26 protein-coding genes are annotated in these 26,457 nt (G+C 46.7%); 14 read left to right on the top strand and 12 right to left on the bottom strand.

Going from position 1 to position 26,457, the window contains the following annotated elements:
* Positions 1-66: 66 nt before the first annotated feature.
* Positions 67-1,989, bottom strand: coding sequence for a tetratricopeptide repeat-containing sensor histidine kinase (locus BUB52_RS13650; protein ID WP_254302472.1), 1,923 nt, complete (start codon positions 1,987-1,989; stop codon positions 67-69).
* Positions 1,990-2,201: 212 nt separating this feature from the next.
* Between BUB52_RS13650 and folP the strand changes: the two genes are divergently transcribed.
* The 4 genes from folP (at position 2,202) to BUB52_RS13630 (ending at position 6,959) form a co-directional block, all read left to right on the top strand.
* Positions 2,202-3,068: a dihydropteroate synthase gene (folP, locus tag BUB52_RS13645; RefSeq protein WP_009121826.1), complete on the top strand. Its 867-nt coding sequence runs from the start codon at positions 2,202-2,204 to the stop codon at positions 3,066-3,068.
* Positions 3,069-3,110: 42 nt separating this feature from the next.
* Positions 3,111-3,875 carry a diadenylate cyclase CdaA gene (gene cdaA, locus BUB52_RS13640; RefSeq protein ID WP_009121827.1) on the top strand — a complete coding sequence of 255 codons (765 nt, stop codon included), beginning with the start codon at positions 3,111-3,113 and terminating at the stop codon, positions 3,873-3,875.
* 211 nt (positions 3,876-4,086) lie between these two features.
* A complete protein-coding gene (locus BUB52_RS13635) occupies positions 4,087-5,571 on the top strand; it encodes a TldD/PmbA family protein (protein WP_009121828.1) in 1,485 nt (494 codons plus the stop codon).
* A gap of 68 nt (positions 5,572-5,639) precedes the next feature.
* Positions 5,640-6,959, top strand: a complete 1,320-nt coding sequence (locus BUB52_RS13630) for a TldD/PmbA family protein (protein ID WP_009121829.1) — start codon at positions 5,640-5,642, stop codon at positions 6,957-6,959.
* 6 nt (positions 6,960-6,965) lie between these two features.
* Here BUB52_RS13630 and BUB52_RS13625 read toward each other — a convergent pair whose 3' ends face one another.
* The 4 genes from BUB52_RS13625 to BUB52_RS13610 are packed head-to-tail and all read right to left on the bottom strand — an operon-like array spanning position 6,966 to position 10,029.
* On the bottom strand, positions 6,966-7,997 hold the full coding sequence (locus BUB52_RS13625) for a GNAT family N-acetyltransferase (RefSeq protein WP_009121830.1): 1,032 nt from the start codon (positions 7,995-7,997) through the stop codon (positions 6,966-6,968).
* A gap of 36 nt (positions 7,998-8,033) precedes the next feature.
* Positions 8,034-8,948 (bottom strand): DUF2156 domain-containing protein, encoded by a 915-nt coding sequence (locus BUB52_RS13620; RefSeq protein WP_009121831.1) that lies wholly within the window; start codon positions 8,946-8,948, stop codon positions 8,034-8,036.
* Between the two features lie 50 nt (positions 8,949-8,998).
* Positions 8,999-9,694, bottom strand: coding sequence for an LrgB family protein (locus tag BUB52_RS13615; RefSeq protein WP_009121832.1), 696 nt, complete (start codon positions 9,692-9,694; stop codon positions 8,999-9,001).
* The gene (locus tag BUB52_RS13610) at positions 9,691-10,029 is read right to left on the bottom strand and encodes a CidA/LrgA family protein (RefSeq protein WP_009121833.1); all 339 of its coding nucleotides are present in this window, start codon (positions 10,027-10,029) and stop codon (positions 9,691-9,693) included. Before BUB52_RS13610 ends, BUB52_RS13615 begins: the two co-directional genes overlap by 4 nt.
* 231 nt (positions 10,030-10,260) lie before the next feature.
* On the opposite strand from BUB52_RS13610, the gene pta reads away from it, so the two are divergent.
* From pta to BUB52_RS13595, 3 genes are all read left to right on the top strand, one after another.
* Positions 10,261-11,277, top strand: a complete 1,017-nt coding sequence (gene pta, locus BUB52_RS13605) for a phosphate acetyltransferase (protein WP_009121834.1) — start codon at positions 10,261-10,263, stop codon at positions 11,275-11,277.
* Positions 11,278-11,295: 18 nt separating this feature from the next.
* Positions 11,296-12,492 (top strand): acetate kinase, encoded by a 1,197-nt coding sequence (locus BUB52_RS13600; RefSeq protein WP_009121835.1) that lies wholly within the window; start codon positions 11,296-11,298, stop codon positions 12,490-12,492.
* Between the two features lie 166 nt (positions 12,493-12,658).
* Positions 12,659-14,059, top strand: coding sequence for an alkaline phosphatase (locus tag BUB52_RS13595; RefSeq protein WP_009121836.1), 1,401 nt, complete (start codon positions 12,659-12,661; stop codon positions 14,057-14,059).
* A gap of 56 nt (positions 14,060-14,115) precedes the next feature.
* Here BUB52_RS13595 and BUB52_RS13590 read toward each other — a convergent pair whose 3' ends face one another.
* From BUB52_RS13590 to efp, 6 genes are all read right to left on the bottom strand, one after another.
* On the bottom strand, positions 14,116-14,325 hold the full coding sequence (locus BUB52_RS13590; RefSeq protein WP_009121837.1) for a hypothetical protein: 210 nt from the start codon (positions 14,323-14,325) through the stop codon (positions 14,116-14,118).
* 123 nt (positions 14,326-14,448) lie between these two features.
* Positions 14,449-15,213: a UDP-2,3-diacylglucosamine diphosphatase gene (locus tag BUB52_RS13585; protein WP_009121838.1), complete on the bottom strand. Its 765-nt coding sequence runs from the start codon at positions 15,211-15,213 to the stop codon at positions 14,449-14,451.
* 22 nt (positions 15,214-15,235) lie between these two features.
* Positions 15,236-15,547 (bottom strand): metal-sulfur cluster assembly factor, encoded by a 312-nt coding sequence (locus BUB52_RS13580; RefSeq protein WP_009121839.1) that lies wholly within the window; start codon positions 15,545-15,547, stop codon positions 15,236-15,238.
* Between the two features lie 75 nt (positions 15,548-15,622).
* Complete coding sequence (radC, locus tag BUB52_RS13575) at positions 15,623-16,309, bottom strand: RadC family protein (protein WP_039950718.1); 687 nt, start codon at positions 16,307-16,309, stop codon at positions 15,623-15,625.
* Positions 16,310-16,348: 39 nt separating this feature from the next.
* Complete coding sequence (locus BUB52_RS13570) at positions 16,349-17,338, bottom strand: glycosyltransferase family 2 protein (protein WP_009121841.1); 990 nt, start codon at positions 17,336-17,338, stop codon at positions 16,349-16,351.
* A 453-nt stretch (positions 17,339-17,791) separates the two neighbouring features.
* Complete coding sequence (efp, locus tag BUB52_RS13565) at positions 17,792-18,358, bottom strand: elongation factor P (RefSeq protein ID WP_009121842.1); 567 nt, start codon at positions 18,356-18,358, stop codon at positions 17,792-17,794.
* 191 nt (positions 18,359-18,549) lie between these two features.
* Between efp and rpmH the strand changes: the two genes are divergently transcribed.
* The 6 genes from rpmH to BUB52_RS13535 all read left to right on the top strand — a co-directional run bounded on the left by rpmH (position 18,550) and on the right by BUB52_RS13535 (position 23,664).
* A complete protein-coding gene (gene rpmH / locus BUB52_RS13560; protein WP_004292199.1) occupies positions 18,550-18,711 on the top strand; it encodes a 50S ribosomal protein L34 in 162 nt (53 codons plus the stop codon).
* 223 nt (positions 18,712-18,934) lie between these two features.
* Positions 18,935-19,588: a PASTA domain-containing protein gene (locus BUB52_RS13555; RefSeq protein ID WP_009121843.1), complete on the top strand. Its 654-nt coding sequence runs from the start codon at positions 18,935-18,937 to the stop codon at positions 19,586-19,588.
* 60 nt (positions 19,589-19,648) lie between these two features.
* Positions 19,649-20,719 carry an RluA family pseudouridine synthase gene (locus BUB52_RS13550; RefSeq protein ID WP_009121844.1) on the top strand — a complete coding sequence of 357 codons (1,071 nt, stop codon included), beginning with the start codon at positions 19,649-19,651 and terminating at the stop codon, positions 20,717-20,719.
* On the top strand, positions 20,716-21,690 hold the full coding sequence (locus BUB52_RS13545; protein WP_009121845.1) for a D-alanine--D-alanine ligase: 975 nt from the start codon (positions 20,716-20,718) through the stop codon (positions 21,688-21,690). The genes BUB52_RS13550 and BUB52_RS13545 overlap by 4 nt, the downstream gene beginning before the upstream one ends.
* Positions 21,691-21,782: 92 nt before the next feature.
* The gene (locus BUB52_RS13540) at positions 21,783-22,922 is read left to right on the top strand and encodes a 1-acyl-sn-glycerol-3-phosphate acyltransferase (RefSeq protein ID WP_009121846.1); all 1,140 of its coding nucleotides are present in this window, start codon (positions 21,783-21,785) and stop codon (positions 22,920-22,922) included.
* Between the two features lie 55 nt (positions 22,923-22,977).
* On the top strand, positions 22,978-23,664 hold the full coding sequence (locus BUB52_RS13535) for a NigD1/NigD2 family lipoprotein (protein ID WP_039950720.1): 687 nt from the start codon (positions 22,978-22,980) through the stop codon (positions 23,662-23,664).
* 66 nt (positions 23,665-23,730) lie between these two features.
* On the opposite strand, the gene BUB52_RS13530 is transcribed toward BUB52_RS13535, so the two are convergent.
* Positions 23,731-24,516: a DeoR/GlpR family DNA-binding transcription regulator gene (locus tag BUB52_RS13530; RefSeq protein WP_009121848.1), complete on the bottom strand. Its 786-nt coding sequence runs from the start codon at positions 24,514-24,516 to the stop codon at positions 23,731-23,733.
* A 327-nt stretch (positions 24,517-24,843) separates the two neighbouring features.
* Between BUB52_RS13530 and glpA the strand changes: the two genes are divergently transcribed.
* Positions 24,844-26,448, top strand: coding sequence for an anaerobic glycerol-3-phosphate dehydrogenase subunit A (gene glpA / locus BUB52_RS13525; protein ID WP_009121849.1), 1,605 nt, complete (start codon positions 24,844-24,846; stop codon positions 26,446-26,448).
* Positions 26,449-26,457: the final 9 nt, after the last annotated feature.

The raw sequence follows: 26,457 nt of genomic DNA, 5'->3' as shown, positions 1-26,457 counted from the left end.
CAAAGATATGGTTTAATTTGCTACATTGCATGGGGCGGCGTGGAAAAAAAAGACTGTTATATTTCCTTAGCCTTTTAGCGGCAAAGTCAATAGGAAGCGGCAACCGTTGGTGTAGTCGGGGTCGAGCACCAGGCTTCCACCCATCTTTTCTGCGCAGATACGCCCTATGGGCAGTCCCAGACCGGTGCCTTGCACGAAAGTATCCACTTTGGCAAACCGTTCGAATACGAATTCCTGCTTATCGGCGGAAATTCCTGTTCCGGTATCCGATACACTGAAAATAATGCGCCGCCGCTCTTTGTCCGTATGCCATTCAAGAAGAATATGTCCGTTCGTGGTGAACTTCGTTGCATTTTTCAGTAAATGTGAGAGTATCTGGCTGACACGCTCCGGATTGGTATGAAAATGGAATTCGCTTTGTTCGGCCTGCAATTCGAGACTGACTCCCGGCTTCAGGTCTTGCTGGGCTTTGGTTATACATTTCCGGCATAACTCTGTGGCGTCGGCCATGATATGGGTCGGAATTTCCGTTCCGCTGTCTAAACTCGAAATGTCCAGCACGTCTTCTACCAATTGCAGCAGGTTGTTACTGCCTTGCTCTATGATTCCGGCATATTCCTGCGCTTCCGTACTGTCACCGCTGATGCTGCTTAATATTTGGGAGAAACCTACAATGGAATTTAACGGGGTACGAATCTCATGGCTCATATTCTGTATGAACTCGGTTTTCATCATGCTCGCTTTCTCGGCACGCTCTTTGGCGACGAGCAGTTCCTGTTCGGAGATGAGCAATTGTTTGTTCTTCTCGGAGACGGCTTTTTGCGATGCCCTGAGTTTTCCGTTGAGCAGATGTTCACGATAGAAGAATATGGCGCCGAGAACCAACAAAACAACAAGCAGGATGATGATGCGCTGTTTGTTGGCTAAATCCCGTTGTTGGGCTTCTTGTTGAAGTTCTGCTTTCTCGATGTTGAGTTTCTCCACTCCTAATATGGCCGAGAATTCTCCGGCGGCGATATCTTCGTAAATCCGGTTCGCGGAATCTGTTTTCTGGATATACGCCTGATAATATTCTACTGCTTTGGCATTATTTCCCATTTCCTGATAGATGATTGCCGTGTTCCGCAAGGCGTCTCCCCGATTGATTTTGTCCATATAGTTTTGAGAGATATGCTCTTGAACGGATAATGCTTTGGAATATTGGCGTGTGGCCATATAATAATTCCTTTCATTCAGATAATAATCGCATGCCATCCGTTTCACTTCTTTCTTCTCGTCCAACAGCTTTTTAGCTTTTTGCAAGCATCCTTTCATTTGGGGATAGTCCTTAAGGGCCTGGTAATAATCGGCGGATCTCAAATAAAAATAGAACTCCTGCGAATCGCTGTATATGTTTTCCTTGGCCTTATCCAGTTTTTCTTTGGCTTTCTCCATTTCTCCCAGGGAACAATAGAAAGAGGCCAGTAAGGAATAAGTGTTTGATAAATTATAGGTGTCTATTTTATATTTCAGGATTATCTCGATTTCCTTTTCCCGATTCTCGGCTGCCAATTTGAAAAGCCTTTTGACTTGATAGATGGAGCTTAATATATTATAGGCGTTTGCCATGCCGGCGGGGTAGTTGTCCGCTTCGGCTTGCTTCATCATTTTATCGGCTTCGTAAAGAGCGGTGTTGTATTGCTGCTGTTTGATGTAGTAGTTGATAAGTCTTTTGCTCCAGGCAAAGTAGTAGTATTTGGGTTGCCGGGTTTCTGTGGCAAACTGCTTCACAAGTTCCACATAGTATAAAATACTGTCTTTGTCGGTACCTCGAAAGTAATGGTAATCCAGTTTGTTGGTCAGGGCTACTGCCTGCATACGCAAATCATGCTTTTCGCCAGCCATTTGGAACAGCGTGTCAGCCATCTGCATAATGACGGGGGACGATATTTCGGCTTTGCAACGGAGATAGTATTTGTATAAAATACTGTCTACACGGTATTCTTCCATCGCGTTTTTCTGTTGTCCCCAAACCGATACGTTATGCGGCATAAGCAGGAAATGCAAAATGCAGAATAACGTGGGAAAAATATATTTTGAACTTACCTTCATGATAAATACTTGTATATTCTGAACAAAGATACTTTATTTTTTGGACTTGGTGTACCAGCGACGCCTTTTTTGTTTACATTTGCAGATATATAAGTAAAAAAGAACTGTCCATGAAAGCTCTGCAATCCAAATATATAAATGTCAATGGTTTCTTGTTAGACCTTTCCTCTCCCTGCGTCATGGGAATTCTTAATGTCACTCCCGATTCTTTTTATGCAGGCAGCCGTATGCAGACGGAAATCGACATAACACACCGTATAGAACAGATAGTGGGCGAGGGAGCCGGTATTATTGATGTCGGCGCTTACTCTTCGCGTCCCAATGCGGAGAATGTGTCGCCTGCGGAAGAGATGGAACGTTTGCGTATGGGGTTGGGTATTCTAAGAAAGGTGCAGCCCGACGCCGTTGTTTCGGTAGATACCTTTAGGGCGGATGTGGCAAGGATGTGCGTTGAGGAGTACGGTGTGGCAATCATTAATGACATAGCCGCCGGAGAAATGGACGGCGATATGTTCCGTACGGTTGCCGACTTGAATGTTCCTTATATCATGATGCATATGCAGGGCACGCCGCAAAATATGCAGCAAAACCCTCATTATGATAATTTACTGAAAGAGGTGTTTATGTACTTTGCCCGCAAGGTTCAGCAGCTGCGCGATTTAGGAGTAAAGGATATTATATTGGATCCGGGATTCGGCTTTGGCAAAACCGTTGAACATAATTACGAGTTGCTGGCCCATCTGGAAGAGTTCCGTATTTTTGAACTTCCCTTGCTGGCCGGCGTTTCCCGTAAGTCTATGATTTATCGCTTGTTGGGAACTACTCCGCAAGAGGCGCTGAACGGTACAACCGTATTGGATACCATTTGTTTATTGAAGGGTGCCGATATCCTTCGCGTGCACGATGTGCGCGAAGCGGTGGAAACGGTGAAAATCGTTGAGGCTATGAAGAAAGAGGGTGCAAAGCCTATGGAATGAGAATTGATAGCTGATTAGTTAATACTTAATATTTAGAGAACCGTGTTTTTTGAATTTGGCATAAAAGACTTTATAGATATATTGCTGGTGGCTTTCCTGCTTTACTATACGTACAAGCTGATGAAAGCTTCCGGGTCCATCAACGTGTTTACGGGTATTCTGGTATTTATCTTGATTTGGCTGGTGGTTTCGCAGGTGTTGGAGATGAAACTGCTGGGTTCTATTTTTGATAAGCTGGTCAGTGTAGGAGTGTTAGCGCTGATTATTTTGTTTCAGGACGAAATACGGCGTTTTCTGCTTACGCTCGGTTCGCATCAGCATGCCAGCGCACTGGTGCGTTTCTTTACGGGAAACAAGAAGGAGAGTATGGAGCACGATGAAATTATGCCCGTTGTAATGGCTTGCATCAGTATGGGCAAGCAGAAAGTCGGTGCGTTGATTGTCATTGAACATAATATGCCGTTGGACGATGTGGTGCGTACGGGCGAAATTATCAATGCCAATATAAACCAGCGTTTGATAGAGAATATCTTTTTCAAGAATAGTCCGTTGCACGACGGGGCTATGGTTATCAGCAAGAAACGTATCAAGGCGGCGGGATGCATCCTTCCTGTATCGCACAATCTGGATATTCCGAAAGAATTGGGCTTGCGGCATCGTGCTGCCATGGGAATCTCTCAGGTATCGGACGCTCATGCCATCATTGTGTCAGAGGAGACAGGGGCCATTTCGGTTGCCTATAAAGGGCAGTTCTATCTGCGTTTGAACGCGGAAGAACTGGAGAGTCTTTTGACAAAAGATATTTAGATGGATTGACTTTGTTTTGCTGATTTATAACAATCTGATAATCAATAGTAATTGTATAAAGCAGTCTCTGTCGTATACTGAGATACCCTAAGTATACGACAGGGGTACCCTAAGTATGCGACTGAGGCTATCTCGATATGCGGCTTATTTCCCAAGATTCTCTCTCTGTAAAGATAAGTAACTTATAATTCATAATTTATAACTGGATAAAATGGATGGACGAAACTTTTTACGAACCGGCGGGATGACCGCTCCGGACGGGGCGGATAACAAATCCGCTGTCGCTGCTGCCATCAATCATTTTGGTGTGACGGAAGCCGATTTAAGGAAAGTAATGGCGGCTGCTTTGGAAAAAGGCGGGGATTACGCAGACCTTTATTTTGAGCATACGTTCAACAACAATGTGAGTTTGATGGATGGTAAGGTAAACAATTGCGGCTCCAACATAGATTTTGGTATGGGAGTGCGCGTGCTGGCCGGAGATAGGAGCGGTTATGCGTACGTAGAAGGTGTTACTTTGGAAGAAATGTTGCGTGCCGCACGCACTGCCGCCCGTATTGCGTCTTCGGGCAAGGCGGGTGTGCCTGTTGGACTGACGGAGCAGACGATATCTCAAAACCGTTATGCTGTGACGATTCCCTGGGAAGACGTAAGCGTAAAAGAAAAGATTCCTTATCTGGAAAAGCTGAATGAGAAAATCTTTTCTTTGGATAGTCGCGTTCGGAAGGTGCAGGCATACTTGCAGGACAGTACGTCGCATGTGCTGTTTTGTAATTCGGAAGGTATCAGCTATTACGATTACCGCCCGATGGCGTCTTTCATGGCCGTTTGTATCATGGAAGAAAACGGAAAAATGGAGAACGGTTATGCCGGCAGGTCTTATCGCAGAGGCTTTGAGTTTATGACAGATGATATTATAGACGTGATTGCCCGTGAGGTAGTAGACCGAACAGCCATTCTGTTTAAAGCCATCAAACCTAAAGGTGGTGAAATGCCTGTTGTAATGGGCGCGGGCGGTTCGGGAATCTTGTTGCATGAGGCTATCGGCCACGCTTTTGAGGCGGACTTCAACCGTAAGGACATATCTATATTTTCCGGTCAGCTGAATAAGAAAGTGTGCAGCGAGCATATCAATGTGGTGGACGACGGTACGATTCCCTTTAACCGCGGTGCTGTGAATTTTGACGATGAAGGTGTGGAGGGACAGAAAACGTACATCGTCCGGGAAGGCGTGCTCACCAGCTACCTGCACGACCGTATCAGCGCCAGACATTACGGCGTGAACCCCACCGGAAACGGTCGCCGCGATACATTCCGCAACGTACCTATTCCCCGCATGCGCGCTACGTATATGGAAGCCGGCAATATGAAAGAAGCGGATATTATTTCTACGGTGAAGAACGGTATCTTCGTAGATACGTTTACGAATGGGCAGGTTCAGATTGGGGCCGGTGACTTTACGTTCTTTGTGAAGTCCGGTTACTTGATTGAGGACGGAAAGCTGACGCAGCCCGTTAAGGATATCAATATCATAGGCAATGGGCCGAAAGCATTGGCGGACATCACGATGGTAGCCGACAATGATAGGATTGACAATGGTACATGGACCTGTGGTAAAGACGGGCAGTCTTGCCCGGTGACGTGCGGTATGCCGTCGGCGCTGGTCAGCAAACTCACCGTAGGAGGGGAAAACTAAATACTAACGGATAATTGATAACTGATAATGTTTCTTTGGCTATCAGCTATCCACAGTCAACTAAGAATATGATTACAGACAATAATAAAAAACTGGTGCAGTGGGCAATGGATTATGCCTTGAAAAACGGATGCCGGGCAGTGAAGTTGGCGCTGTACTCCAACTCCAACGCTTCATTTGAATTACGCGATGGCAAAATGGACAGATTGCAGCAAGCCTCGGAAAGCGGGCTTAGTATCAGTTTGTATGTTGATGGCAAATACGGTTCTTATTCAACCAATCGTTTGGATAAGAAGGAACTGGAGTCGTTTATAAAGAATGGCATCGACTCTACGCGTTATCTGGCCGTGGACGAGGCGCGTGTACTGCCCGATACTTCCCGTTATTATAAGGGTGGAAAACCTGATTTACAATTATTCGACGAGCGGTTCGAAACTATCAATCCGGATGATAAGGTGGCTGTCGCACGTGCCGCCGCCGAGGAGGTTTTGGGCAAAGACAACCGCATTATATCCGTAAGCACCTCGTATGGTGACGGTGAAAACTCCTCTTACCGTTTGACGAGCAATGGTTTCGAAGGAGAGTCCAAGTCTACCTGGTTCTCAGTATCTGCCGATGTGGCATTGCGGGGAGAGGGAGAGGCGCGTCCGTCCTCTTACTGGTATGACTCGGCTTTGTTTTACGATAAACTGGTGAAGTCGGGTATAGGCGCAACGGCCTTGGAACGCGCGCTGCGCAAACTCGGACAAAAGAAGGTGGCTTCCGGCAAATATACGATGGTGGTAGATTCTGTGAATTCAAGTAGTTTGCTTCGTCCGATGCTGAGCGCGCTGTATGGTTCTGCGTTGCAGCAAAAGAACTCTTTCCTGCTGGATAAGCTGAATGCCAAGGTCGGTGGCGGGCTGTTGAATCTCATGGACGAGCCTCATATCATAGGAGCAAGGGGCGCACGTTATTTCGACAGCGAAGGAGTGGCTACGGAGCCACGCCCTATCTTTGAAAGCGGAGTGCTGAAAACATACTTCATCGACACTTACAATTCCCGGAAGATGGGAGTGGAACCTACCGTTGGCTCTCCTTCCTTATTGGTACTCAAACCGGGAAACAAAGATTTGAACGGTTTGGTGGCGGATGTGCGGAAAGGCATTCTGGTTACCGGATTCAATGGCGGTAACTGTAACAGCAGTTCCGGAGATTTCTCGTACGGTATCGAAGGATTTCTGATTGAGAACGGCAAACCGACCCGGCCAATCAGCGAAATGAATGTCACGGGCAATATGATTACGCTTTGGGCGTCTTTATCGGCTGTGGGTAATGATCCCCGTTTGTCTTCTTCATGGCGTATTCCGTCCTTGGTATTCGAGGACGTGGACTTCAGCGGATTGTAATAACCGCTAATTCAGCATTAAACTCATGTAAGGATGTAAGGACGATAATATCTTTTCGGTAAGTTCGCCGATAGTGAGTGCCAAGTGACTGCCCGGCAGGCGCTTGGCGCTATTCATGCACTTGCCGTTATTCAGATAGTAGTAACCGTTATTGGCGCTGATTTGCGGATCTGTAAGAGCAATGCTCATTTCCTGTTCCGGGTGCTCGGCGGCATATTGTTGCAGTACCGTTTTGGCATTGATGATGCGCGCCATACCCAATACTTGCGGGTTTTGCCCTGCCGCAGCCGGAGCGATAACTCGAATGGACGGGATATTCAGTTGTCCGCAAATGTGTTGTAGCAATAATGAGTGCATCTCAGGGGTTTCCGCAACGACTTCTCCTGCCTGCCAAGTACTGCCTGCCGGGTATACAATGGCTAATGCCGGAATTTTATCGCCTTGCTTCAATATATAGACACATCCTTCCCCCAATTGTAAATCGGCAAGAATCACCCGGAAGTCTGTTTCCGTATGCTGGATGCAATAGGGACGTTCCCGTAATTTCCGGTCCAAATAGCGGTATACCTCTTCCTGATAATCATTTATCTTGTTCAGAACAACTGCTTCGTTAGCGGTAGTAACCTCTGAAGCCGTAAAGATTGTTGAGGAGTACCTGAATACGGGTGCATAGCCCATGCCGGCATAGTACCCGAATAGCCAAGGCTCCGCCGGAATCAAGGTCGAAACGGCCATGTCATTGTGCAGCATACGGGTAAAGGCCTGCGATAATAGTTCGCGCATAGCCCCGCGATTGCGATAATCGGGATGTGTACAGGCGCCCGATACGTATCCTGTCTTGATTTCGTTCTTTCCGAAAGTCATGGGATAGGGCAGCATTTGCAGGGCGGCAATCACTTCTTCACCGCTTTGAATTGCGATGTTGACGTCATTACTGTAACGCAAGCGGAAATACATATCTGTAAATTCATCGCTGTCGTTAAAACATAGCTTCCATAAATTCTTTACTTTTTCCCGCATCGTTTCACCCTTTATCATAATTGTACCATTCTGTCACCTGCCTTATTCCCTGATTTACCACTTGATAGCCTCTACCGGCTGTTCTTTTAAGCAAGCGATATATTTCTCCAGGATAATGGCGGGCTGATAGGAGAGCTTTGCTTTCCGCAGTCCTTCAATGCCCAAGTCCTCTTCCCGGTTGATGTAAATATATTGTTCCGGGATGTGGTTGGCGAATTCGTAATTAATCATGGCATAAGCGCCGTCTATACGGGTATCGGCCTTTTCTACATGCACTCCGAATGTGTCCTGGTTGATAGGCATGCCGAATGTAAAAGCCGCAATCTTGCCCTCTACATGGAGAATGCCGCCCGTCAGTCCTAACGCGTCAAAGTTATGCAGGGCGTATATCAATGCGCGACGTTCGTTGCCTGTACCTTCATGCTGGTCGCAGTTGTTGACTTTGCACCATTCCGCTTCCAAATCGAGGCACTCTTGAATACGGTCGGCTGTAATAGGAGTATATTCGTAATTATAAGTCTTTTTGAATTTGTTGATATGATTCCGTTTGGCCTGAAACTTTTTGCCGGACAAGGTGGCGAGGTCAGAGCGCAGATATACGTAATCGGCGTAATCCCTGTCCGCTGTGAAGTGGAACCTGCCGGGCATGAAAGTTTCCAGTTCGGAACACATTCCGGCGCAGATACCCAACAGGCAAAAAGGCTCTCCCTCCTGATTGGCATCCTCTATCAGCGCGTCCAGCACTTTGTTTAAATCGCCGTTACCGATAGGCATCATATATACAAGCTCTCCGTCTGCCCAGAATTTCAATAACAGGAAACCGTCCATAATGGCAAACTTAGTGTTGTATAAGAAGCGCCAACTGCACAGGTTGGAGAATGAAAGGTCGCAGTTGCGTCGCGGACTGTTCAGAGTAAAGGAAGTAATCAGGTCTTTGTCTTTTAGTTCGATATCTTTAAATGGAATCATAAATAATTTCTATTGGTTAAGAATATAATAACAAAAATAAGAAGATTTTGTTAGAGTAACCCTAACAATCGTAAAATAGTTGGGGTTAACAAGGCCGTAAATATTCCGTTAAGCGTCAGTCCGAGGCTGGCAAACGCACCGTATTTGCTGCTGATGTCCATTGCTGTGGACGTGCCGACAGCATGGGCGGCTGCCCCTAAGGAAAGTCCTTGCGCCATGGGGCTCCCGATATGGGTGAGTTTCATTGTCTTGAAGCCAAGTATTCCGCCCAACAGACCTACGCAAACCACTACGGCGGCGGTCAGTGCGGGAATGCCGCCTATTGATTTCGTAACTTCCATGGCTATCGGGGTGGTAACGGATTTTGGAGCCAGCGAGTAAATAATCTCGTCGGAAGCTCCCATCAGTTTCGCTATCAGGACTACGGAGATAACTCCTACAATACATCCGGCCAATTGTGAAAGCAGGATAGGCAGCAATTGTTTTTTGATGGTCTCCAATTGCAGATACAAAGGAACGCCCAGTGCGACGACGGCCGGTTTGAGCCAGAATTCAATCAGATGTCCGCCTTTGTTATAAGTGTCATAACTGATATTTGTCATTTTCAGGAAAATGATAAGTATGGCGATAGTGAGCAAGATGGGGTTCAGCAGCATGATTCCTGTCTTCTTTTGAAGAAGCTTGGCTAAGAAGAATATCCCGAAAGTAATAGCCAGCAGGAAGAATTCGTTTTCTAAAAAGTTCATTTGATTTTACGTGTTAATTGGTGAACCCATCCGGTAACCACGAGTACCAACAGGGTGCTGACTAATGAGGCGATGACAATAGGCCAGAATTCGGCGGCGATAATGTCGAAATAGAGCATGAGGGCTACACCGGGCGGAATGAAGAAGAATCCCAGGTTAGCAACTAAAAAGTCGGACATTCCCTGCACCCAGTGCAGTTTTATCCAACCCAACTTTAAGAAAAGGGTGAGCAGCAGCATGCCGATGATGCTGGACGGAAGTTTGATACCCGTTAAGAATACAATCAATTCACCCAAAGCCAAACATCCGAAAAGGATGGCGCATTGACGGATCATAATACCTGATTATTAAATAATACCTACCTGTTGAAAACATTGAAAACGCTGCAAAGTTAGCTATTTGGAGTGAGGAACTATCCCGTAAATCATCTGTTAGTGTTAAATATTATAATAATTCTCATTTGATGTAGAAAAAGCCTCGAAATTGCAATGTGTATATTGCAAAATTATGTACTTTTGCGGCGTGAATAACACGAACTACCGATTCTTATACACAATTAAAATATCATGCAAAGATTAATTAATGAAATTTTAGAGCGTGCGAAAGCCGATCGTCAACGCATTGTTCTTCCTGAAGGTACGGAAGAACGCACATTGAAAGCTGCCAATCAAATTTTGACAGATGGTATTGCAGACCTGATTCTTTTGGGCAATCCTGCTGAAATCAACGCTTGTGCAACGGAGTGGGGACTTGGAAATATTTCCAAGGCGACCATTATCGATCCGGAAAACAATCCGAGATTGGAAGAATACGCACAGTTGCTGTTCGAGTTACGTAAGAAAAAAGGCATGACCATTGAAGAAGCTCGTAAGCTGGCAACCAATCCGCTTTATCTGGGCTGTTTGATTATCAAGAACGGTGATGCGGACGGTCAGTTGGCCGGTGCGCGCAATACTACCGGCGATGTGCTTCGTCCGGCTTTGCAGATTATCAAGACGGCTCCCGGCATTACTTGTGTTTCCGGTGCGATGCTGTTGCTGACGCATGCTCCCGAATATGGTAAGAATGGTATTCTGGTAATGGGTGACGTTGCCGTAACTCCGGTTCCCGATGCTTCTCAATTGGCTCAAATCGCTGTTTGTACTGCGCGTACGGCTAAGGCTGTCGCAGGTCTGGACCCGAAAGTGGCGCTGTTGAGTTTCTCTACGAAAGGTTCTGCAAAACACGAAGTGGTGGACAAAGTAGTGGAAGCTTTGAAGATTGCTAAAGAAATGGCTCCTGATATCGCTATCGATGGCGAATTGCAGGCTGACGCGGCGTTGGTTCCCGAAGTCGGCGCCAGCAAAGCTCCGGGTTCCGCCATTGCGGGTAATGCGAATGTACTCGTTGTTCCGAGCCTTGAAGTGGGTAATATCTCCTACAAATTGGTACAGCGCCTCGGACATGCCGATGCAGTCGGTCCGATTCTGCAAGGTATCGCACGTCCGGTAAACGACTTGTCGCGCGGCTGCTCTATCGAAGATGTTTACCGCATGATTGCGATTACTGCGAACCAGGCTATTGCCGCTAAACACACCAAATAACTTTAAATCTGATATAATATGAAAGTTTTAGTATTGAACTGCGGTAGCTCGTCCATCAAATACAAATTGTTTGATATGGACCACAAAGAGGTTATCGCTCAAGGTGGTATTGAAAAAATCGGGCTGAAAGGCTCCTTCCTGAAATTGACCTTGCCTGATGGCGAGAAAAAGATTCTGGAAAAAGACATACCGGAACACACCGTAGGTGTAGAGTTCATCCTGAATACATTGATCAGCTCCGAATACGGCGCCATCAAGTCTTTGGACGAAATCAATGCGGTAGGCCACCGTATGGTACACGGAGGTGAGAAATTCAGCGAATCCGTATTGCTGACTCAGGAAGTGCTGGACGCGTTTACCGCTTGCAATGATTTGGCTCCGCTTCACAATCCCGCCAACCTGAAGGGTGTAAATGCGGTTTCCGCCATTCTGCCTGATGTTCCGCAGATCGGTGTGTTTGATACCGCTTTCCATCAGACAATGCCTGATTATGCATATATGTACGCCGTTCCTTACGAACTGTATGAAAAATATGGCGTTCGCCGTTATGGTTTCCACGGAACCTCTCACCGTTATGTATCAAAGCGTGTGTGCGAATTCCTGGGTGTACAGCCGGAAGGAAAGAAAATCATTACCTGCCACATCGGTAACGGTGGCTCCGTCTCTGCCATTAAAGACGGCAAATGCATGGATACCAGCATGGGTTTGACTCCGTTGGAAGGTTTGATGATGGGTACTCGTAGCGGTGACATCGATGCCGGTGCCGTTACTTTCATCATGGATAAGGAAAATCTGGATGCAAACGGAGTATCCAATCTGCTGAACAAGAAGAGCGGCGTGATGGGTATTTTCGGTGAGTCAAGCGATATGCGCGACTTGGAGAATGCCGTAGCTGCCGGTAATCCGAGAGCTATTCTGGCAGAAAAGATGTATTTCTACCGCATCAAGAAGTATGTAGGCGCTTATGCCGCTGCTTTGGGCGGTGTGGATATCATCGTATTTACGGGCGGTGTTGGCGAGAACCAGTGCAACTGCCGCAGCGAAGTATGCGAAGGCCTCGGATTTATGGGCGTTAAGGTCGATTTGGAAAAGAACAAGGTTCGCGGTGAAGAAGCTGTAATCTCCACAGACGATTCTAAGGTGAAGGTAGTGGTTATCCCGACCGATGAAGAACTGATGATTGCTTCTGACACAATGGCTATCTTGAGCAAATAACAGTATTGTAATAAGGACTTGATACGAGTGCCGGAAACAGTCTTGACTGTTTCCGGCACTTTCTTTTTCATAACATCGTCATATGTGAATGATTTAAAATTCTTATCTTTGTTTCCCTATAAAGGAAAAACACTGACATTACAGATAATTTTAAATAGAACAGTTTATGAAACGATTAATGTATGTATTGCTCTTTGTATTGCTGACGGGCGTATCCTATGCGCAGCAGGCAAAGTATGTATTCTATTTCATCGGTGATGGAATGGGAGTGAACCAGGTGAACGGTACGGAGATGTACCTGGCTGAACAAGAAGGACGTATCGGTGTAAAACCGCTTTTGTTTACGACCTTCCCGGTTGGTACCGTGGCTACGACTTTTTCCGCCACTAATTCCGTGACCGACTCTTCAGCGGCCGGTACGGCTCTTGCCACCGGTGCAAAGACATACAATGGGGCTATCGGTATGGACGATGATAAAAACGTCTTGCAGACAGTTGCCGAGAAAGCCAAGAAGTCCGGTAAGAAAGTAGGTGTCACTACCAGTGTCAGCGTAGACCACGCTACTCCGGCGGCGTTCTACGCTCACCAGCCCAACCGTAGCATGTATTACGAAATCGCGCTCGACTTGCCGAAAGCCGGTTTTGACTTTTATGCGGGCGGCGGCTTCCTGAAGCCTTCTACGACTGCCGATAAGAAAGAAGCGCCGAGTATCTTCCCCATTATAGAAGAAGCGGGTTATACGATTGCCCGCGGCTTGGACGAATACAAGACCAAAGCAGCGGATGCGAAGAAGATGATACTTATCCAGAAAGAGGGTGCCGTTCCATCTTGCCTTCCTTATGCTATTGACCGTGAAGAAGGTGACCTTACCTTACCGGAAATAACGGAAAGCGCCATTTCGTTCCTGACAAAAGGAAACAATAAAGGTTTCTTCCTTATGGTAGAAGGCGGCAAAATAGACTGGGCTTGTCACGGTAATGACCCTGCCACCGTTTTTGAAGAAGTTATCGATTTGGACAATGCGGTAAAGGTCGCCTATGAGTTCTACAAGAAGCACCCGAAAGAAACTCTGATTGTCGTAACCGCCGACCACGAAACCGGTGGCCTGGGGCTGGGCATCGGAAAGTATGAATTGCACTTGAAATCCCTGTTGAATCAGAAACAATCCCAAGATCTTCTTTCCAAAGCGATTACCGACTTGCGTAAAGAGAAATCCGGTAAGGCTTCATGGGATGAGGTAAAGGCGTTACTTGCCGATAAAATGGGCTTCTGGAAAGAGCTGCCTTTAACCTGGGAACAGGAAAAGATGCTTCGTGATGAATATGAAACGTCTTTCGTAAAGAACAAGATTGTTTTCGAGGAGAGCCTTTATGCCAAGACCGAGCCGTTGGCCGCCGCTGCCAAAAAGGTAATGAGCCAGATAGCCATGGTGGGATGGACCAGCTCCAGCCATACAGCCGGTTATGTTCCTGTTTTTGCAATAGGTGCGGGCTCCGGACTGTTTGTCGGCAAGATGGATAATACGGAAATTCCGAAACGCATTGCCAAAGCTGCCGGATATAAATGAGAAAAAGGGTCAGATAATAGAAATAGGGTGTCAAAACTATGATTGACACCCTATTTTCATTCTATTTCTTTTTTGATGATCTCATCCATTTCTTTAATGAGCTTTTTCCGTTCTTTGGCGGATTTTACTTTTTGCTCTTTATAGCCGAGGTCTGTCCGTTCGGAAACTTCCTCGCTCCATTCTTCAAATTTATTCTCTGCCGGGCGGCCGTTCGGGTCTATGTTCTCTTCGGCAATCGAATCGTTTCTGTAAATCATATCATCCATAACGCTTTTGTTTTTTAATGGTTATGATGATACTACAAGATACCGGGCAAAAAGTTCCGGCTTTTTGTCCTTTTTCGTAATCATTTATAAGAATAAACGATTCTTGAAAGTTGAGATGGATGGTTATAGTTTGGTCTCTCCTTCGATAAACTCCTCCAGGAAAAGGTTCTCACCGTCGAATACGGCATAAGAGAAATAATTTATCCAGTCGCCGAGGATAAGGACACGGGCGGTGGCGCTCAACATCAAATCCAATTCGATGTGCCGGTGACCGTAGATGAAGAAGTTGATGTTCGGGTGGCTTTTCAGGTAATCTTTGGTATAGAGTACCAGATGTTCATTGTTCTCGCCCATGTAGTCGGGCTCTTTCCCGTCTATTCTTTTCAGACGGCTGTGCTTGGCCCACGTCAGTCCGAGCTCTACGCTCCAACGGGGATGCAGGGCGGAGAACAGAGTTTGAAGCGTACGGCTGTGGAACATGGTACGCAGCAGCTTGAATTTTTTATCCGGATCGCCCAGTCCGTCGCCATGGGCCAGGTAGAATTCTTTTCCGTAGATTTCCGTAGTGAGAGGCTCGCGGTGAATGATGATCCCGCATTCTTTAGTCAGATAATCTCCGCACCAGATGTCGTGATTGCCGGTGAAGAAGTGCACTTCCACGCCCATATCCGTCAGTTCGGACAACTTGCCGAGAAAGCGGGTGTAACCTTTGGGCACGACCGTGCGGAATTCGTACCAGAAGTCGAACATGTCGCCCAGCAAATATACGGCAGCCGCCTTATGTTTGATACTGTCGAGGAAGTTGACTAACCGTCGTTCCTGTGTCCGTCCGTGCTCGATGGCCCGTGAACCCAGGTGTGCGTCTGATAGGAAATATACGTTCTTCATTTATACACAGTTCCATTATTCGTTAGAGAAAACCCAATTCCAGTTTGGCTTCTTCGCTCATCATGTCCTTGTCCCATTCGGGTTCGAATACCAGGTTGATGGTGGCGGAATTCACTCCGTCTATCGATTCTATCTTCTGGCGGACATCCTCCATGATGAAGTCTGCGGCGGGGCAGTTGGGAGCCGTCAGGGTCATGTCGATGGTTGCGTCGCCGCTGTCGGCAACATCTATTTTGTAGATGAGCCCCAGGTCGTACACGTTTACCGGAATCTCCGGGTCGAATACGGTTTTCAGCATGGCAACTATTTTCTCTTCTATTTCAAATTTGGTCATATTCGTACGGTTTGTTGGTTTAGCGAAGCAAATCTAAAGATTTTAATTGAAACTACAAAGAATGTACACACTACATTACAGCGCTCCTTCGTCATTAAAACTGTAATATCTGCCGTCTGTGACTATAACGTGGTCAATCAGGCGGATGTTCATGGTTTGCGCGCCTTTCTGTATGAACTGCGTCAGCCGGCGGTCATTCATGCTGGGATGCGGGTTTCCCGAAGGATGGTTGTGTATCAGCGCAATCTGTGTAGCGCGTTGCAGCAATGCTTCGCGCAGGATGCTTCTTACATCGGCGCTGGTTTGGTCGATGCCGCCCCGGCTGATTCGTACCTTATCGATGACACGGGAAGCCTGGTTGAGCAGGAGCACCCAGAACTCTTCTATGGTGAGGTCGCACAACAGCGGATGGAAGATTTCGTAGATGTCGTTGGACGAGTGTATCACGGCGCGTTCCGGATGCTCTTGCTGTCTTCTGCGTTTACCCAGTTCGAGGGCGGCCATGATGGCGATGCTTTTGGCGGGTCCGAGACCTTTGAAGCGGGAGAAGTCGCGTACTTCCCATTTCCCTAATTGGTTCAGGTCGTTGTTGCAGCAGGCAAGTGTCCGCTGCATCAGTGCTACGGCGCTCTCTTCGGTGTTTCCCGAGCCGATAAGTATGGCCAGCAGCTCTGCGTCGCTCAGGGCTTCCGCGCCTTTCAGCATCATTTTCTCCCGCGGACGGTCTTCGGCTGCCCACCGGTTGATTGTTAATTTCTCCATGCCTTTTCTTCTTACCGCCTGCAGCTCCTTCACTGCCCGTTATTTATAAAAGTTCTTCTTGAATGCCTCAAACTCGTCTTTACCGAGTATGCAGCGGTTCCACCAGGCACGCCAGAAACCGGTTCCGTATCCGATAAGCTGGATGAAAGATGCGGCGATGGAATAGATGCCGATGCGCAGGCTCTTGTTCCGGATAGCGGAATCCGTGCAGACAAGTAATGCATACAATGCGATCGGAAGCAGGCTGTACGGACAGAAGAGCGCGCCTGCCAGCAGTACGGCTACTCCTAATGTGAATACGGCCGGCAGCAGGTGAACTATTTTTAGAGATTCGGGATATTTCTTGTAGAGGTTGATGCGGGCAATGCCGGAGTTGTGTACCTGCTTGAAGAACTTCTTCAAGTCCGTCCGCCGTTTATGATATACCCATGCTCCGGGAAATAGCCTGCATTGATATCCGCCTTTGAAGATGCGGATGCTGAAATCGATGTCTTCTCCGAAACGCATCCGTGAAAAGCCGCCGAGCGTTTCGTAAACCTCACGGCGTACGCCCATATTGAAGCTTCGCGGATAGAACTTGTCCATCTTCTTCTTCCCGCCGCGGATGCCGCCGGTAGTGAAGAACGAAGTCATGGAGTAGTTGATGGCTTTCTGTATATCGGTAAACGATGCATGCGCCCGGTCCGGTCCGCCAAAAGCGTCGGCGGGGGCTTTCCGCAACTCTTCTTCCACCGCCGCAAAATAGCCTTCGGGAAGGATGCAGTCGGAGTCGAGTATAATCAGGTATTCCCCCCGGCTGCGTTCGGCGCCGTAATTGCGCGTTTGCCCCGGCCCGGAATTGGGTTTGGCATAATAATGGATATCCAGCATGTTCTGATAACGGTCTGCGATGTCCTTGCAAGGAACGGAAGAGCCGTCCTCTGCAATGATGACTTCAAAATCCTTAAAGCTTTGCCGGGTAAGGCTTTGCAGGAGTTCGTCCACTTCATCGGGGCGGTTGTATACGGGGATGATAACGGAGTATCGCATATCTCTGTGTCTTTTTCTTTATCGGGTTGCGGAAGTTGATGTTGCAAAGATACGCTTTTATTTGGTGATAGATAGGGGATGGTACAATAAATAACAAGAGGCAGCATCGTCAGTCATAATTCGTCAGACGGATGTCATTCTTTCGTTCAACAACTGTTGCCCGTTCGTTAGACAGCTGTCTAACGAACGGGCAACGGCTGTCTAACGAATTAGCATGTAGTATTAAAGATACTGATAAATCCGATGGGAATGCATAAATCCTGCGAATACCGTTATTAGGAACTAAATCCGATGGACACGACAAATTCCGGTTCCGGCATTCCTCAGGCATGTCGGTTATGGCCTTACATTGCTCGGTTCGTGGCGGCGTTTTTATCGCCATGTGCTGTAAAAAGAAAAAGCCTGTCGGGGCGAACTGTCCCGACAGGCTTCCAACTATTTAAAGAAGGAGTTTTATACTTTTACGCGACCTACGTAAGAACCGTCACGAGTATCGATTTCGATGGTTTCGCCTTCGTTGATGAACAACGGTACGCGTACTGTCGCGCCTGATTCTACTGTTGCGGGTTTCAGGGTGTTGGTAGCTGTATCGCCTTTCAATCCCGGTTCGGTGTATGTAATCTTCTGCTGAATCTTCACAGGTACGTCGGCATACAGAACCGTTTCGGTAGAAGCGTCGGATACCACGTCTACAACCATTCCTTCCAACAGGAAGTCTACGCCGTTAATCAAGTCGTGAGCGATAGGAATTTGGTCGAAAGTTTCCTGGTTCATAAACTGATAGTTGTCACCGTCATGATAGAGATATTGATGGGGACGACGCTCTACGCGTACGTCTTCCAGCTTTTCGCCAATGTTGAAGCGACGTTCAAGAACATAGCCGTTGACTACATCTTTCAGCTTGGTACGCATGAAAGTATTACCTTTTCCCGGTTTTACATGCAGGAATTCGATGCAGAAATACAGTTTGCCGTCCATGCGGATGCAAGTTCCGTTTTTAATGTCTTGGGCATTAATCATACTTTTATAGTCTTTATTATTATTATGTTATTAAGATGTTTCCCTTGATTTGCGGGTGCAAAAGTAATGGAAATCGGTAAAAAACACAAAAAGTTTTGAGATAAAATGAGTTATCTCTTGGTTATTTTAGAAAAAGTCTCTATTTTTGCAGCCCGATTACGTAGAATAATAACATAAAACAAGATACAGTAATGAAAAGAACATTTCAACCTTCTAACAGAAAGAGAAAAAACAAACACGGATTCCGTGAGAGAATGGCTACAGCTAATGGTCGTAGAGTATTGGCCGCACGTCGTGCCAAAGGCAGAAAGAAACTGACTGTTTCTGACGAATACAACGGAGTGAAGGCGTAAGTCATTCCTTTTGATAGAGAAATAAGAAAGCCGCAAAGGACTGGTGACAGTGTTTTGCGGCTTTTCTTTTGTGAAACTTTCAAGAAAACATCATTGCAATGCGCCTAAATTGCATTATCTTTGCAACAAAAGCGAAGATAAACCGCACCTCGGCATAAAAAATGAACAAGTTCTTTTATTCTGCTCTCTGTTTGCATTATCTTTGCACCAAATTGTAGTGATTATGACTATAAAGGAATTTTTTTCTTTCCGGCAGAACAAATACTTCTGGATAAACGTCATGGCAATGATTGTTGTGGTAGCCTTGTTGCTGTTCGGAACTTTAAAAGGAATAGATATATATACCCGCCACGGTGAGGCTGTGGTAGTACCTGATGTGAAGGGCATGACGGTAGCGGAAGCCGGAACGGTGTTCGGTAACCGGGGGCTGGCCTGTGTCGTTTCCGATTCCACTTACGTCAAGGACAAACCTGCCGGCTGCATTTTGGATTATAATCCGGCCGCCGGACAAAAGGTGAAAGAAGGCCGCATCATTTATTTGACAATCAACGCCATCAATATACCTTTGCAGGCTGTTCCCGATGTGGCGGATAACAGTTCCTTGCGTCAGGCCGAAGCGCGCATTCTGGCTTCGGGCTTCAAGCTGAACGACATCGAATACATGGCAGGTGAAAAGGACTGGGTATATGGCGTGAAGTATCAGGGGCGCATGCTCGCCATCGATGAAAAAGTGCCTATGGGCGCAACGCTGACTTTGATGGTGGGCAATGGTGACAGAGAGGTACTGGAAAGCGATTCTTTGTCCGCGAATAACGGAACGGAGACTCAGGAACCGGTTGGTTCCGAAGGTTCTGCGGCCGATGAGTCTTGGTTTTGAATTTAACGCAGGTAGGTGTACGGGAATGAAGCTGTCTTTAATTCTTAAAAAGGACAAACGATGATCGAAGAGTTACCGGACGACATAGAAAATGATGTACTGGACGATATAGAACCTGTCGGTGATGAGTCGCAGCTTTATGAGCACTTCCGCGTGGTAGTGGATAAAGGGCAGGAGATGATGCGTGTGGACAAATATTTGTTCGACCGTCTGACCAATGCTTCGCGTAACCGTATACAGAAAGCCGCCGATGCCGGATTTGTGATGGCGAACGATAAGCCGGTCAAGAGCAGTTACAAAGTGAAACCTTTGGACGTGATAACGGTGATGATGGACCGTCCCCGTTACGAAAACGAGGTTATCCCCGAAGATATTCCCCTGGATATAGTGTATGAAGACAAGTACCTGATGGTTGTCAATAAGCCGGCGGGGCTGGTGGTACATCCCGGGCACGGGAATTATCACGGTACGCTCGTCAATGCCATCGCCTGGCACATGAAAGATATTCCCGATTACGATGCCAACGACCCGCATGTGGGGCTTGTGCACCGTATCGACAAAGATACGTCCGGTTTGCTGGTGATTGCCAAAACACCGGATGCCAAGACCAATCTCGGTCTGCAATTCTTCAATAAAACCACCAAACGCCGTTACCGTGCCCTCGTCTGGGGAAATGTGGAACAAGACGAAGGTACAATCATCGGTAATGTGGGGCGTAATCCTAAAGACCGTATGCAGATGACCGTTCTGCCCGATGACCAGGGTAAGCATGCCGTTACCCATTATCGTGTGCTGGAACGCCTGGGCTATGTGACGCTTGTGGAGTGTATCCTCGAAACAGGCCGTACCCATCAAATCCGTGTGCACATGAAGCATATCGGACATATCCTCTTTAATGATGAACGCTATGGCGGCCATGAGATTCTGAAAGGGACCCATTTTGCCAAATACAAACAGTTTGTAAACAATTGCTTTGATACTTGTCCGCGGCAGGCGCTTCATGCCATGACGCTGGGGTTCGTACATCCCGTCACCGGGGAGGAAATGTACTTTACCTCGGAGTTGCCGGATGATATGAGTCGGCTGATTGATAAGTGGAGAGGCTATATTAGTAATAGAGAATTAGAATGAAACGCACAATTGCTATTGTATGCGGAGGAGACACTTCCGAATTCGAAGTTTCCCTGCGTAGTGCACAAGGAATCTACTCCTTCATCGACAAGGAGAGGTACACATTATATATAGTAGAGATGCAGGGGCCGGACTGGCACGTGCAGCTTCCCGACGGTACGAAAGCTCCGGTAGACCGTAATGATTTCAGTTTCCGGCTGAGCGGCGCGAAGGTTGTATTCGATTTTGCATATATTACCATTCACGGAACTCCGGGTGAGGACGGGCGTTTGCAGGGATATTTCGATATGCTTCATATACCTTATTCCTGTTGCGGAGTGCTTGCGGCCGCACTGACGTATGATAAGTTTGCCTGCAATCAATATCTGAAAACATTCGGTGTGCGTATCGCCGACTCTTTGCTGCTTCGCCAGGGGCAGTCTGTTTCCGACGAAGATGTGATTGGGAAGATAGGCTTGCCTTGTTTCATCAAGCCCAGTCTGGGCGGTTCCAGCTTCGGGGTGACGAAGGTAAATACGAAAGAGCAGATACAACCTGCCATTGCAAAGGCTTTCGCCGAAGCGAAAGAAGTCTTGGTGGAGGCTTTTATGGAAGGTATGGAGATTACTTGCGGTTGCTACAAGACCAAAGAAAAGTCTGTGGTGTTCCCTATTACGGAAGTAGTATCGCATAATGAGTATTTTGACTATAAAGCCAAATATAACGGTGAGTCGGACGAAATAACTCCGGCACGCATTCCCGATGAACTGCGCGACCGCGTGCAGAAACTTACTTCCGCCATTTATGATATCCTCGGAGCTTCCGGAATTATCCGCGTAGACTATATCATTACCGAAGGAGAAAAAATAAATCTGCTGGAAGTAAACACTACTCCGGGTATGACCGCTACCAGTTTTATCCCGCAGCAGGTACGTGCGGCGAACCTGGATATTAAAGATGTAATGACAGATATAATAGAAAACCAATTTTAGATATTAACTATTAGGTATCAACCGACTATTAGATGCCCGTTTATTAGTCTTGAAACCAAATGCTTATTGTTTAAAATTTAAAATTGCATATCATGGAATTTGAAGAAATCCGCCCTTATCATGACGAAGAACTACCTCAGATTTTTGAGGAATTAATTGCTGACCCGGCCTTCCAACAAGTGGCTTGCGCCGTTATGCCGGGTGTTCCTTTTGAGGCTATCGCGCAGAAAATGCGCGCGAGCAAGACCAAGCAGGAGTTCCAGGAAAACCTTTGCTACGGCATCTTGCATAAATTAGCCAAAGATACTACAGACGGACTGATACTGGAAAGTATGGCTGTGTTGAACAAGCAGTCTGCCTATACCTATGTGTCCAATCACAGGGACATCATTCTCGACTCCGGTTTCTTGTCTGTTCTTCTGGTGGAGCAGGGGTTGGATACCGTAGAAATCGCTATCGGTGATAATCTGCTGATTTATCCCTGGATTAAGAAATTGGTGCGTATCAATAAATGCTTCACCGTGCAGCGCGCGCTTACCATGCGCCAGATGTTGGAGTCGTCCATTCGTATGTCGCGTTATATGCACTACACGATTGCGGAAAAGAAGCAGTCCATCTGGATAGCCCAACGCGAGGGACGTGCCAAGGACTCTAATGACATCACGCAGGATAGCGTTTTGAAAATGTTGGCGATGGGCGGCGACGGAGACATCATCACCAATCTTCAGGAACTGAATATTGTTCCGCTTTCCATTTCGTACGAATATGATCCTTGCGACTATCTGAAAGCGCAGGAATTCCAGCTGAAGCGTGATATACCCGACTTTAAGAAAACCACGGATGACGACTTGCTGAACATGCAGACCGGACTTCTGGGATACAAAGGCCGTGTATGTTTCCGTATGGCATCTTGTATCAATGAAGATTTGGGCGAATTGGACAGAACATTGCCGAAACCGGAGTTGTTCGTTGCCATATCCGCTTTGATTGATAAGCGTATTCATGCCAACTATCGTATTTTTGCCAATAATTATGTGGCTCACGACTTGCTGCACAATGCCGAGGAGTTTGTCGAACATTATACGGCAGAGGATAAGAAGCGCTTTACAAGTTATATTGACGGTCAGCTGGAGCGTATCACTATTCCTGACAAGGATGTGGATTTCTTGCGTGAGAAGTTGTTGCTGATGTATGCCAATCCGTTGACGAATTATTTGGCTGCGACCAAGTAAGGGCTTGTCGATTGATTGCGTAAAGAGGAATCGTAACAGTGTGTAGTAAGTGGGTATGAAAAAGTACTGCTGTGGCCTGTTTGTCGCCGTTGTGTCGTGCCTGTCGGTATCATGCGGCGATGATGACTATCATTATCCTTCCGTGAAGCAGGATTTTATGACTGCGTTTTCCGGAGCGGACGGACGGTTGGAGTCGGTGTTGACCGATGAAGGCGAGACGTTTCAAATTCTTGAGGATGCGTCAGGCCTGCGTACGAACGCGGATGCATCCGTTCGTATTGTCGCCAATTATGAGACGTCGGTCGCCGGTGACGGTCGGGTTTCAGGCGTAAAACTGTATGCTCTGTTGCAAACGATTTCTCCCCTGCCTCTGACTGCCGGTGAATTTGAAGGGGGAGTGAAAACGGAACCTTCTGAAATACGGAGTATTTGGTTGGGATATGATTATCTGAATGTTGTTTTAGAGGTGAAGCAGCAGGGCAAACATCTTTTTCATTTTGTAGAGGATGGAGTTTCGATAGATGAAGATAGCGGACGTGCCAAAGTGCGGTTGACTTTATATCACGATGTGAGTAGCGATGTGCAAGATTACGGTAAGCGTGCCTATCTGTCCGTTCCCTTAAAACAATATATGACTGAAGGTGTGCAGGGCGTGGATGTTTATTTCAGTATTTATACTTATTCCGATAGCTTCAAAACCTATGTCCTGGATGAAACGGGGCTTCATGTAGAGGGGAATTGATTTCATATACATTATAAATAGATATGAAACAGGTGTCATAAGGACTTTATAGCACCTGTTTTCTTTTTACATGTTATTGTGATAACCGGCATCGGCAATTGTCAGTTCGATGCCCATCTCCTCTAAGCGTAAAGCGGTGGAAGGGGGGATGCGGGAGTCGGTGATGATATGGTCGACATCCTCCATGTCGGAAATCTTGCTGAAACCGCGCCGCCCGAATTTGGAAGAATCTGCAAGCACAATCGTTTTCTGGGCGGTTTGCATCATGACGCGGTTAAGACTTGCTTCCATCATGTTGGTGGTGGTGATACCGAAATCGAGGTCGATACCGTCTACACCGATGAATAACTTGCTGCACGAGAAATCCGCCAATATATTCTCTGCATATTTTCCTACTACGGACAGGCTGCTATGCCGTAATATACCGCCCAGTTGGATGATATATATGTTCTTTTCGCTTGCCAGGATATTCGATACTTCCATGGAAGCGGTAATGACGGTCAATTCGTCCACCGGAACTATGCTGCGCGCGAGTGCGTGCATGGTTGTTCCCGATGCTATAAGTATAGAATCTTTGGGAGCGATGAGGCTTGCGGCTTTCATTCCGATCAGTCTCTTCTCCTCGACATACAGCTTTTCCTTCTCGCTAACATTCCTGTTGTCGATATAGGGGTCTATTAAAATCGCTTTTCCGTGATTTCGGTATAGTTTCTTTTCTCTTTCGAGATCGGTTAAGTCCTTGCGTATCGTAACTGACGAAACGTTAAGGTGTGTGGCTAAGTCCGTTACCAGAATCGAATTATGCTGTATCAACAATTCTAATATGATAGATTGTCTCTCTTCTTTTGTCATAATAAGCTTGAAAATCGTATTTAATGCGCTAATATACTTGAAAAAAACAGTATGGGAAAACTCATGATGCTAAGAAATTATAAAACAGTAGTTCTGTTATCTTTTCTTTTGAAACGTAAGTCTTGTTGTTGCTTTTTTATATAAAACTTCCTATCTGAAGATTTTTTTTTCTGCTTTTCAGTAAAAAAACAAAGGAAATGTTTCGTTATTATAAAAATAGAATTTATATTTGTTGCGAAATGAAACCTAAGTCGTTTTGATAAGAAAGCAAAAGCGCTGTTATCCTAATCTTGAAATCAAACGACGTTAACTAATATTATAAGAGACATGGTACTTAATGGCGAAATTAACGAATTTGACATCATTATTATTGGTGGAGGTGCGACCGGAGCGGGTACGGCAAGAGATTGTTCCTTACGTGGAATGCGTGTTTTGCTTGTAGAACGCTTTGATTTTGCTGCTGGTGCCACCGGGCGAAACCACGGATTGCTTCATAGTGGCGCCCGTTATGCGGTGACTGATAGGGAATCGGCTGCCGAATGTATCAAGGAGAATATGATTCTTCGGAAGATAGCGCGCCATTGTGTAGAAGAAAACGGCGGCTTGTTCATCTCTCTTCCGGAAGACGACCTTTCGTATCAAAACTTATTTGTGGAATCGTGTCGGGCCGCAGGTATCAATGCGCAAGTGATAGACCCTGCCGAGGCGAGATTGATAGAACCTTCTGTTAATCCTGCCATAACAGGAGCGGTGAAAGTGCCTGACGGTTCGATAGACCCTTTCAGACTGACTCTGGCAAATGTTATTGATGCCAAAGCTCACGGTGCGAAAGTACTGGTTTATCATGAAGTGACAGCATTGATTCAGGACCGGGGAAGTATCGTCGGAGTCACTGTATTTAATCATAAAACGAAAACAGAACATAATTATTACGCACCTCTGACTATTAATGCGGGAGGTATTTGGGGACATGGCATTGCTGCAAAAGCAGGCATAAGGGTGGACATGTTCCCTGCAAAAGGCTCATTATTGATTTTTGGGCATCGAATCAATAATGTTGTGCTTAACCGTTGCCGCAAGCCTGCCAATGCAGATATTCTTGTTCCTGGAGATACGATCTGCCTGATTGGAACGACATCCAGTCGCGTGGGCTTTGATGAGGTGGATGATGTGCGGGTTACGTCGGAAGAGGTTGATTTGTTGTTGTCGGAGGGGGAGAAGTTGGCTCCTGCTTTGGCTACAACTCGTATTTTGCGCGCATACGCCGGCGTTCGTCCGTTGGTGGCCGCCGATAACGACCCTTCCGGGCGTAACATCAGCCGTGGCATCGTGTTGCTGGATCATGAGATACGTGATGGTGTTGCGGGCTTTGTAACTATTACCGGCGGAAAGCTGATGACTTATCGACTGATGGCGGAATGGGCTACGAATCTGGCTTGCAAGAAACTTGGCATTGACAAGCCTTGTACTACGATGAATGAACCCCTTCCCGGTTCGCGTTTGGAAGAGGGGCGGTCTGACGGTAAACAAGTGACGACGGATCAACCCAAACGTTCTTCGGTCGGACGTCACGGTGAAATGGCCGCCAGGATTGCGTCGGAAAGCAAGTATGACAACAGTCTGGTTTGCGAATGTGAAGATGTGACCGTAGGTGAGGTAAACTATGCTGTAAACGAACTTGATGTGCATAATCTGATAGACTTGCGTCGTCGCACACGCGTCGGTATGGGAACCTGTCAGGGAGAACTCTGCGCTTGTCGTGCGGCAGGATTGTTGGGTGAGGCGCATAATTGTTCTCAAAAAGCGAAGAATGACCTGGCTTCGTTCCTGAACGAACGCTGGAAAGGATTGTATCCTGTGGCATGGGGCGAAGCATTGCGTGAAAGTGAATATACCCAGTGGGTATACAGTGGAGTTTGTGGAATGGAATAAAATGAATAG

The organism is Bacteroides clarus YIT 12056 (genome assembly GCF_900129655.1).
GTDB classification, from domain to species: domain Bacteria; phylum Bacteroidota; class Bacteroidia; order Bacteroidales; family Bacteroidaceae; genus Bacteroides; species Bacteroides clarus.
This window is presented reverse-complemented; position numbering and strand designations above follow the sequence as displayed.

What these genes read in the sequence shown, in the direction of transcription:
- BUB52_RS13540 (WP_009121846.1), top strand. Translation starts at nt 21,783, where the DNA reads ATGGAATTTGAAGAAATCCGCCCTTATCATGACGAAGAACTACCTCAG.
- BUB52_RS13580 (WP_009121839.1), bottom strand. Translation starts at nt 15,547, where the DNA reads ATGACCAAATTTGAAATAGAAGAGAAAATAGTTGCCATGCTGAAAACC.
- rpmH (WP_004292199.1), top strand. Translation starts at nt 18,550, where the DNA reads ATGAAAAGAACATTTCAACCTTCTAACAGAAAGAGAAAAAACAAACAC.
- BUB52_RS13530 (WP_009121848.1), bottom strand. Translation starts at nt 24,516, where the DNA reads ATGACAAAAGAAGAGAGACAATCTATCATATTAGAATTGTTGATACAG.
- BUB52_RS13620 (WP_009121831.1), bottom strand. Translation starts at nt 8,948, where the DNA reads ATGATTCCATTTAAAGATATCGAACTAAAAGACAAAGACCTGATTACT.
- glpA (WP_009121849.1), top strand. Translation starts at nt 24,844, where the DNA reads ATGGTACTTAATGGCGAAATTAACGAATTTGACATCATTATTATTGGT.
- efp (WP_009121842.1), bottom strand. Translation starts at nt 18,358, where the DNA reads ATGATTAATGCCCAAGACATTAAAAACGGAACTTGCATCCGCATGGAC.
- BUB52_RS13635 (WP_009121828.1), top strand. Translation starts at nt 4,087, where the DNA reads ATGGATGGACGAAACTTTTTACGAACCGGCGGGATGACCGCTCCGGAC.
- BUB52_RS13625 (WP_009121830.1), bottom strand. Translation starts at nt 7,997, where the DNA reads ATGATAAAGGGTGAAACGATGCGGGAAAAAGTAAAGAATTTATGGAAG.
- BUB52_RS13545 (WP_009121845.1), top strand. Translation starts at nt 20,716, where the DNA reads ATGAAACGCACAATTGCTATTGTATGCGGAGGAGACACTTCCGAATTC.
- BUB52_RS13615 (WP_009121832.1), bottom strand. Translation starts at nt 9,694, where the DNA reads ATGAACTTTTTAGAAAACGAATTCTTCCTGCTGGCTATTACTTTCGGG.
- pta (WP_009121834.1), top strand. Translation starts at nt 10,261, where the DNA reads ATGCAAAGATTAATTAATGAAATTTTAGAGCGTGCGAAAGCCGATCGT.
- radC (WP_039950718.1), bottom strand. Translation starts at nt 16,309, where the DNA reads ATGGAGAAATTAACAATCAACCGGTGGGCAGCCGAAGACCGTCCGCGG.
- BUB52_RS13550 (WP_009121844.1), top strand. Translation starts at nt 19,649, where the DNA reads ATGATCGAAGAGTTACCGGACGACATAGAAAATGATGTACTGGACGAT.
- BUB52_RS13555 (WP_009121843.1), top strand. Translation starts at nt 18,935, where the DNA reads ATGACTATAAAGGAATTTTTTTCTTTCCGGCAGAACAAATACTTCTGG.
- BUB52_RS13610 (WP_009121833.1), bottom strand. Translation starts at nt 10,029, where the DNA reads ATGATCCGTCAATGCGCCATCCTTTTCGGATGTTTGGCTTTGGGTGAA.
- BUB52_RS13535 (WP_039950720.1), top strand. Translation starts at nt 22,978, where the DNA reads ATGAAAAAGTACTGCTGTGGCCTGTTTGTCGCCGTTGTGTCGTGCCTG.
- BUB52_RS13650 (WP_254302472.1), bottom strand. Translation starts at nt 1,989, where the DNA reads ATGGAAGAATACCGTGTAGACAGTATTTTATACAAATACTATCTCCGT.
- BUB52_RS13590 (WP_009121837.1), bottom strand. Translation starts at nt 14,325, where the DNA reads ATGGATGATATGATTTACAGAAACGATTCGATTGCCGAAGAGAACATA.
- BUB52_RS13600 (WP_009121835.1), top strand. Translation starts at nt 11,296, where the DNA reads ATGAAAGTTTTAGTATTGAACTGCGGTAGCTCGTCCATCAAATACAAA.
- BUB52_RS13585 (WP_009121838.1), bottom strand. Translation starts at nt 15,213, where the DNA reads ATGAAGAACGTATATTTCCTATCAGACGCACACCTGGGTTCACGGGCC.
- BUB52_RS13630 (WP_009121829.1), top strand. Translation starts at nt 5,640, where the DNA reads ATGATTACAGACAATAATAAAAAACTGGTGCAGTGGGCAATGGATTAT.
- folP (WP_009121826.1), top strand. Translation starts at nt 2,202, where the DNA reads ATGAAAGCTCTGCAATCCAAATATATAAATGTCAATGGTTTCTTGTTA.
- BUB52_RS13595 (WP_009121836.1), top strand. Translation starts at nt 12,659, where the DNA reads ATGAAACGATTAATGTATGTATTGCTCTTTGTATTGCTGACGGGCGTA.
- BUB52_RS13570 (WP_009121841.1), bottom strand. Translation starts at nt 17,338, where the DNA reads ATGCGATACTCCGTTATCATCCCCGTATACAACCGCCCCGATGAAGTG.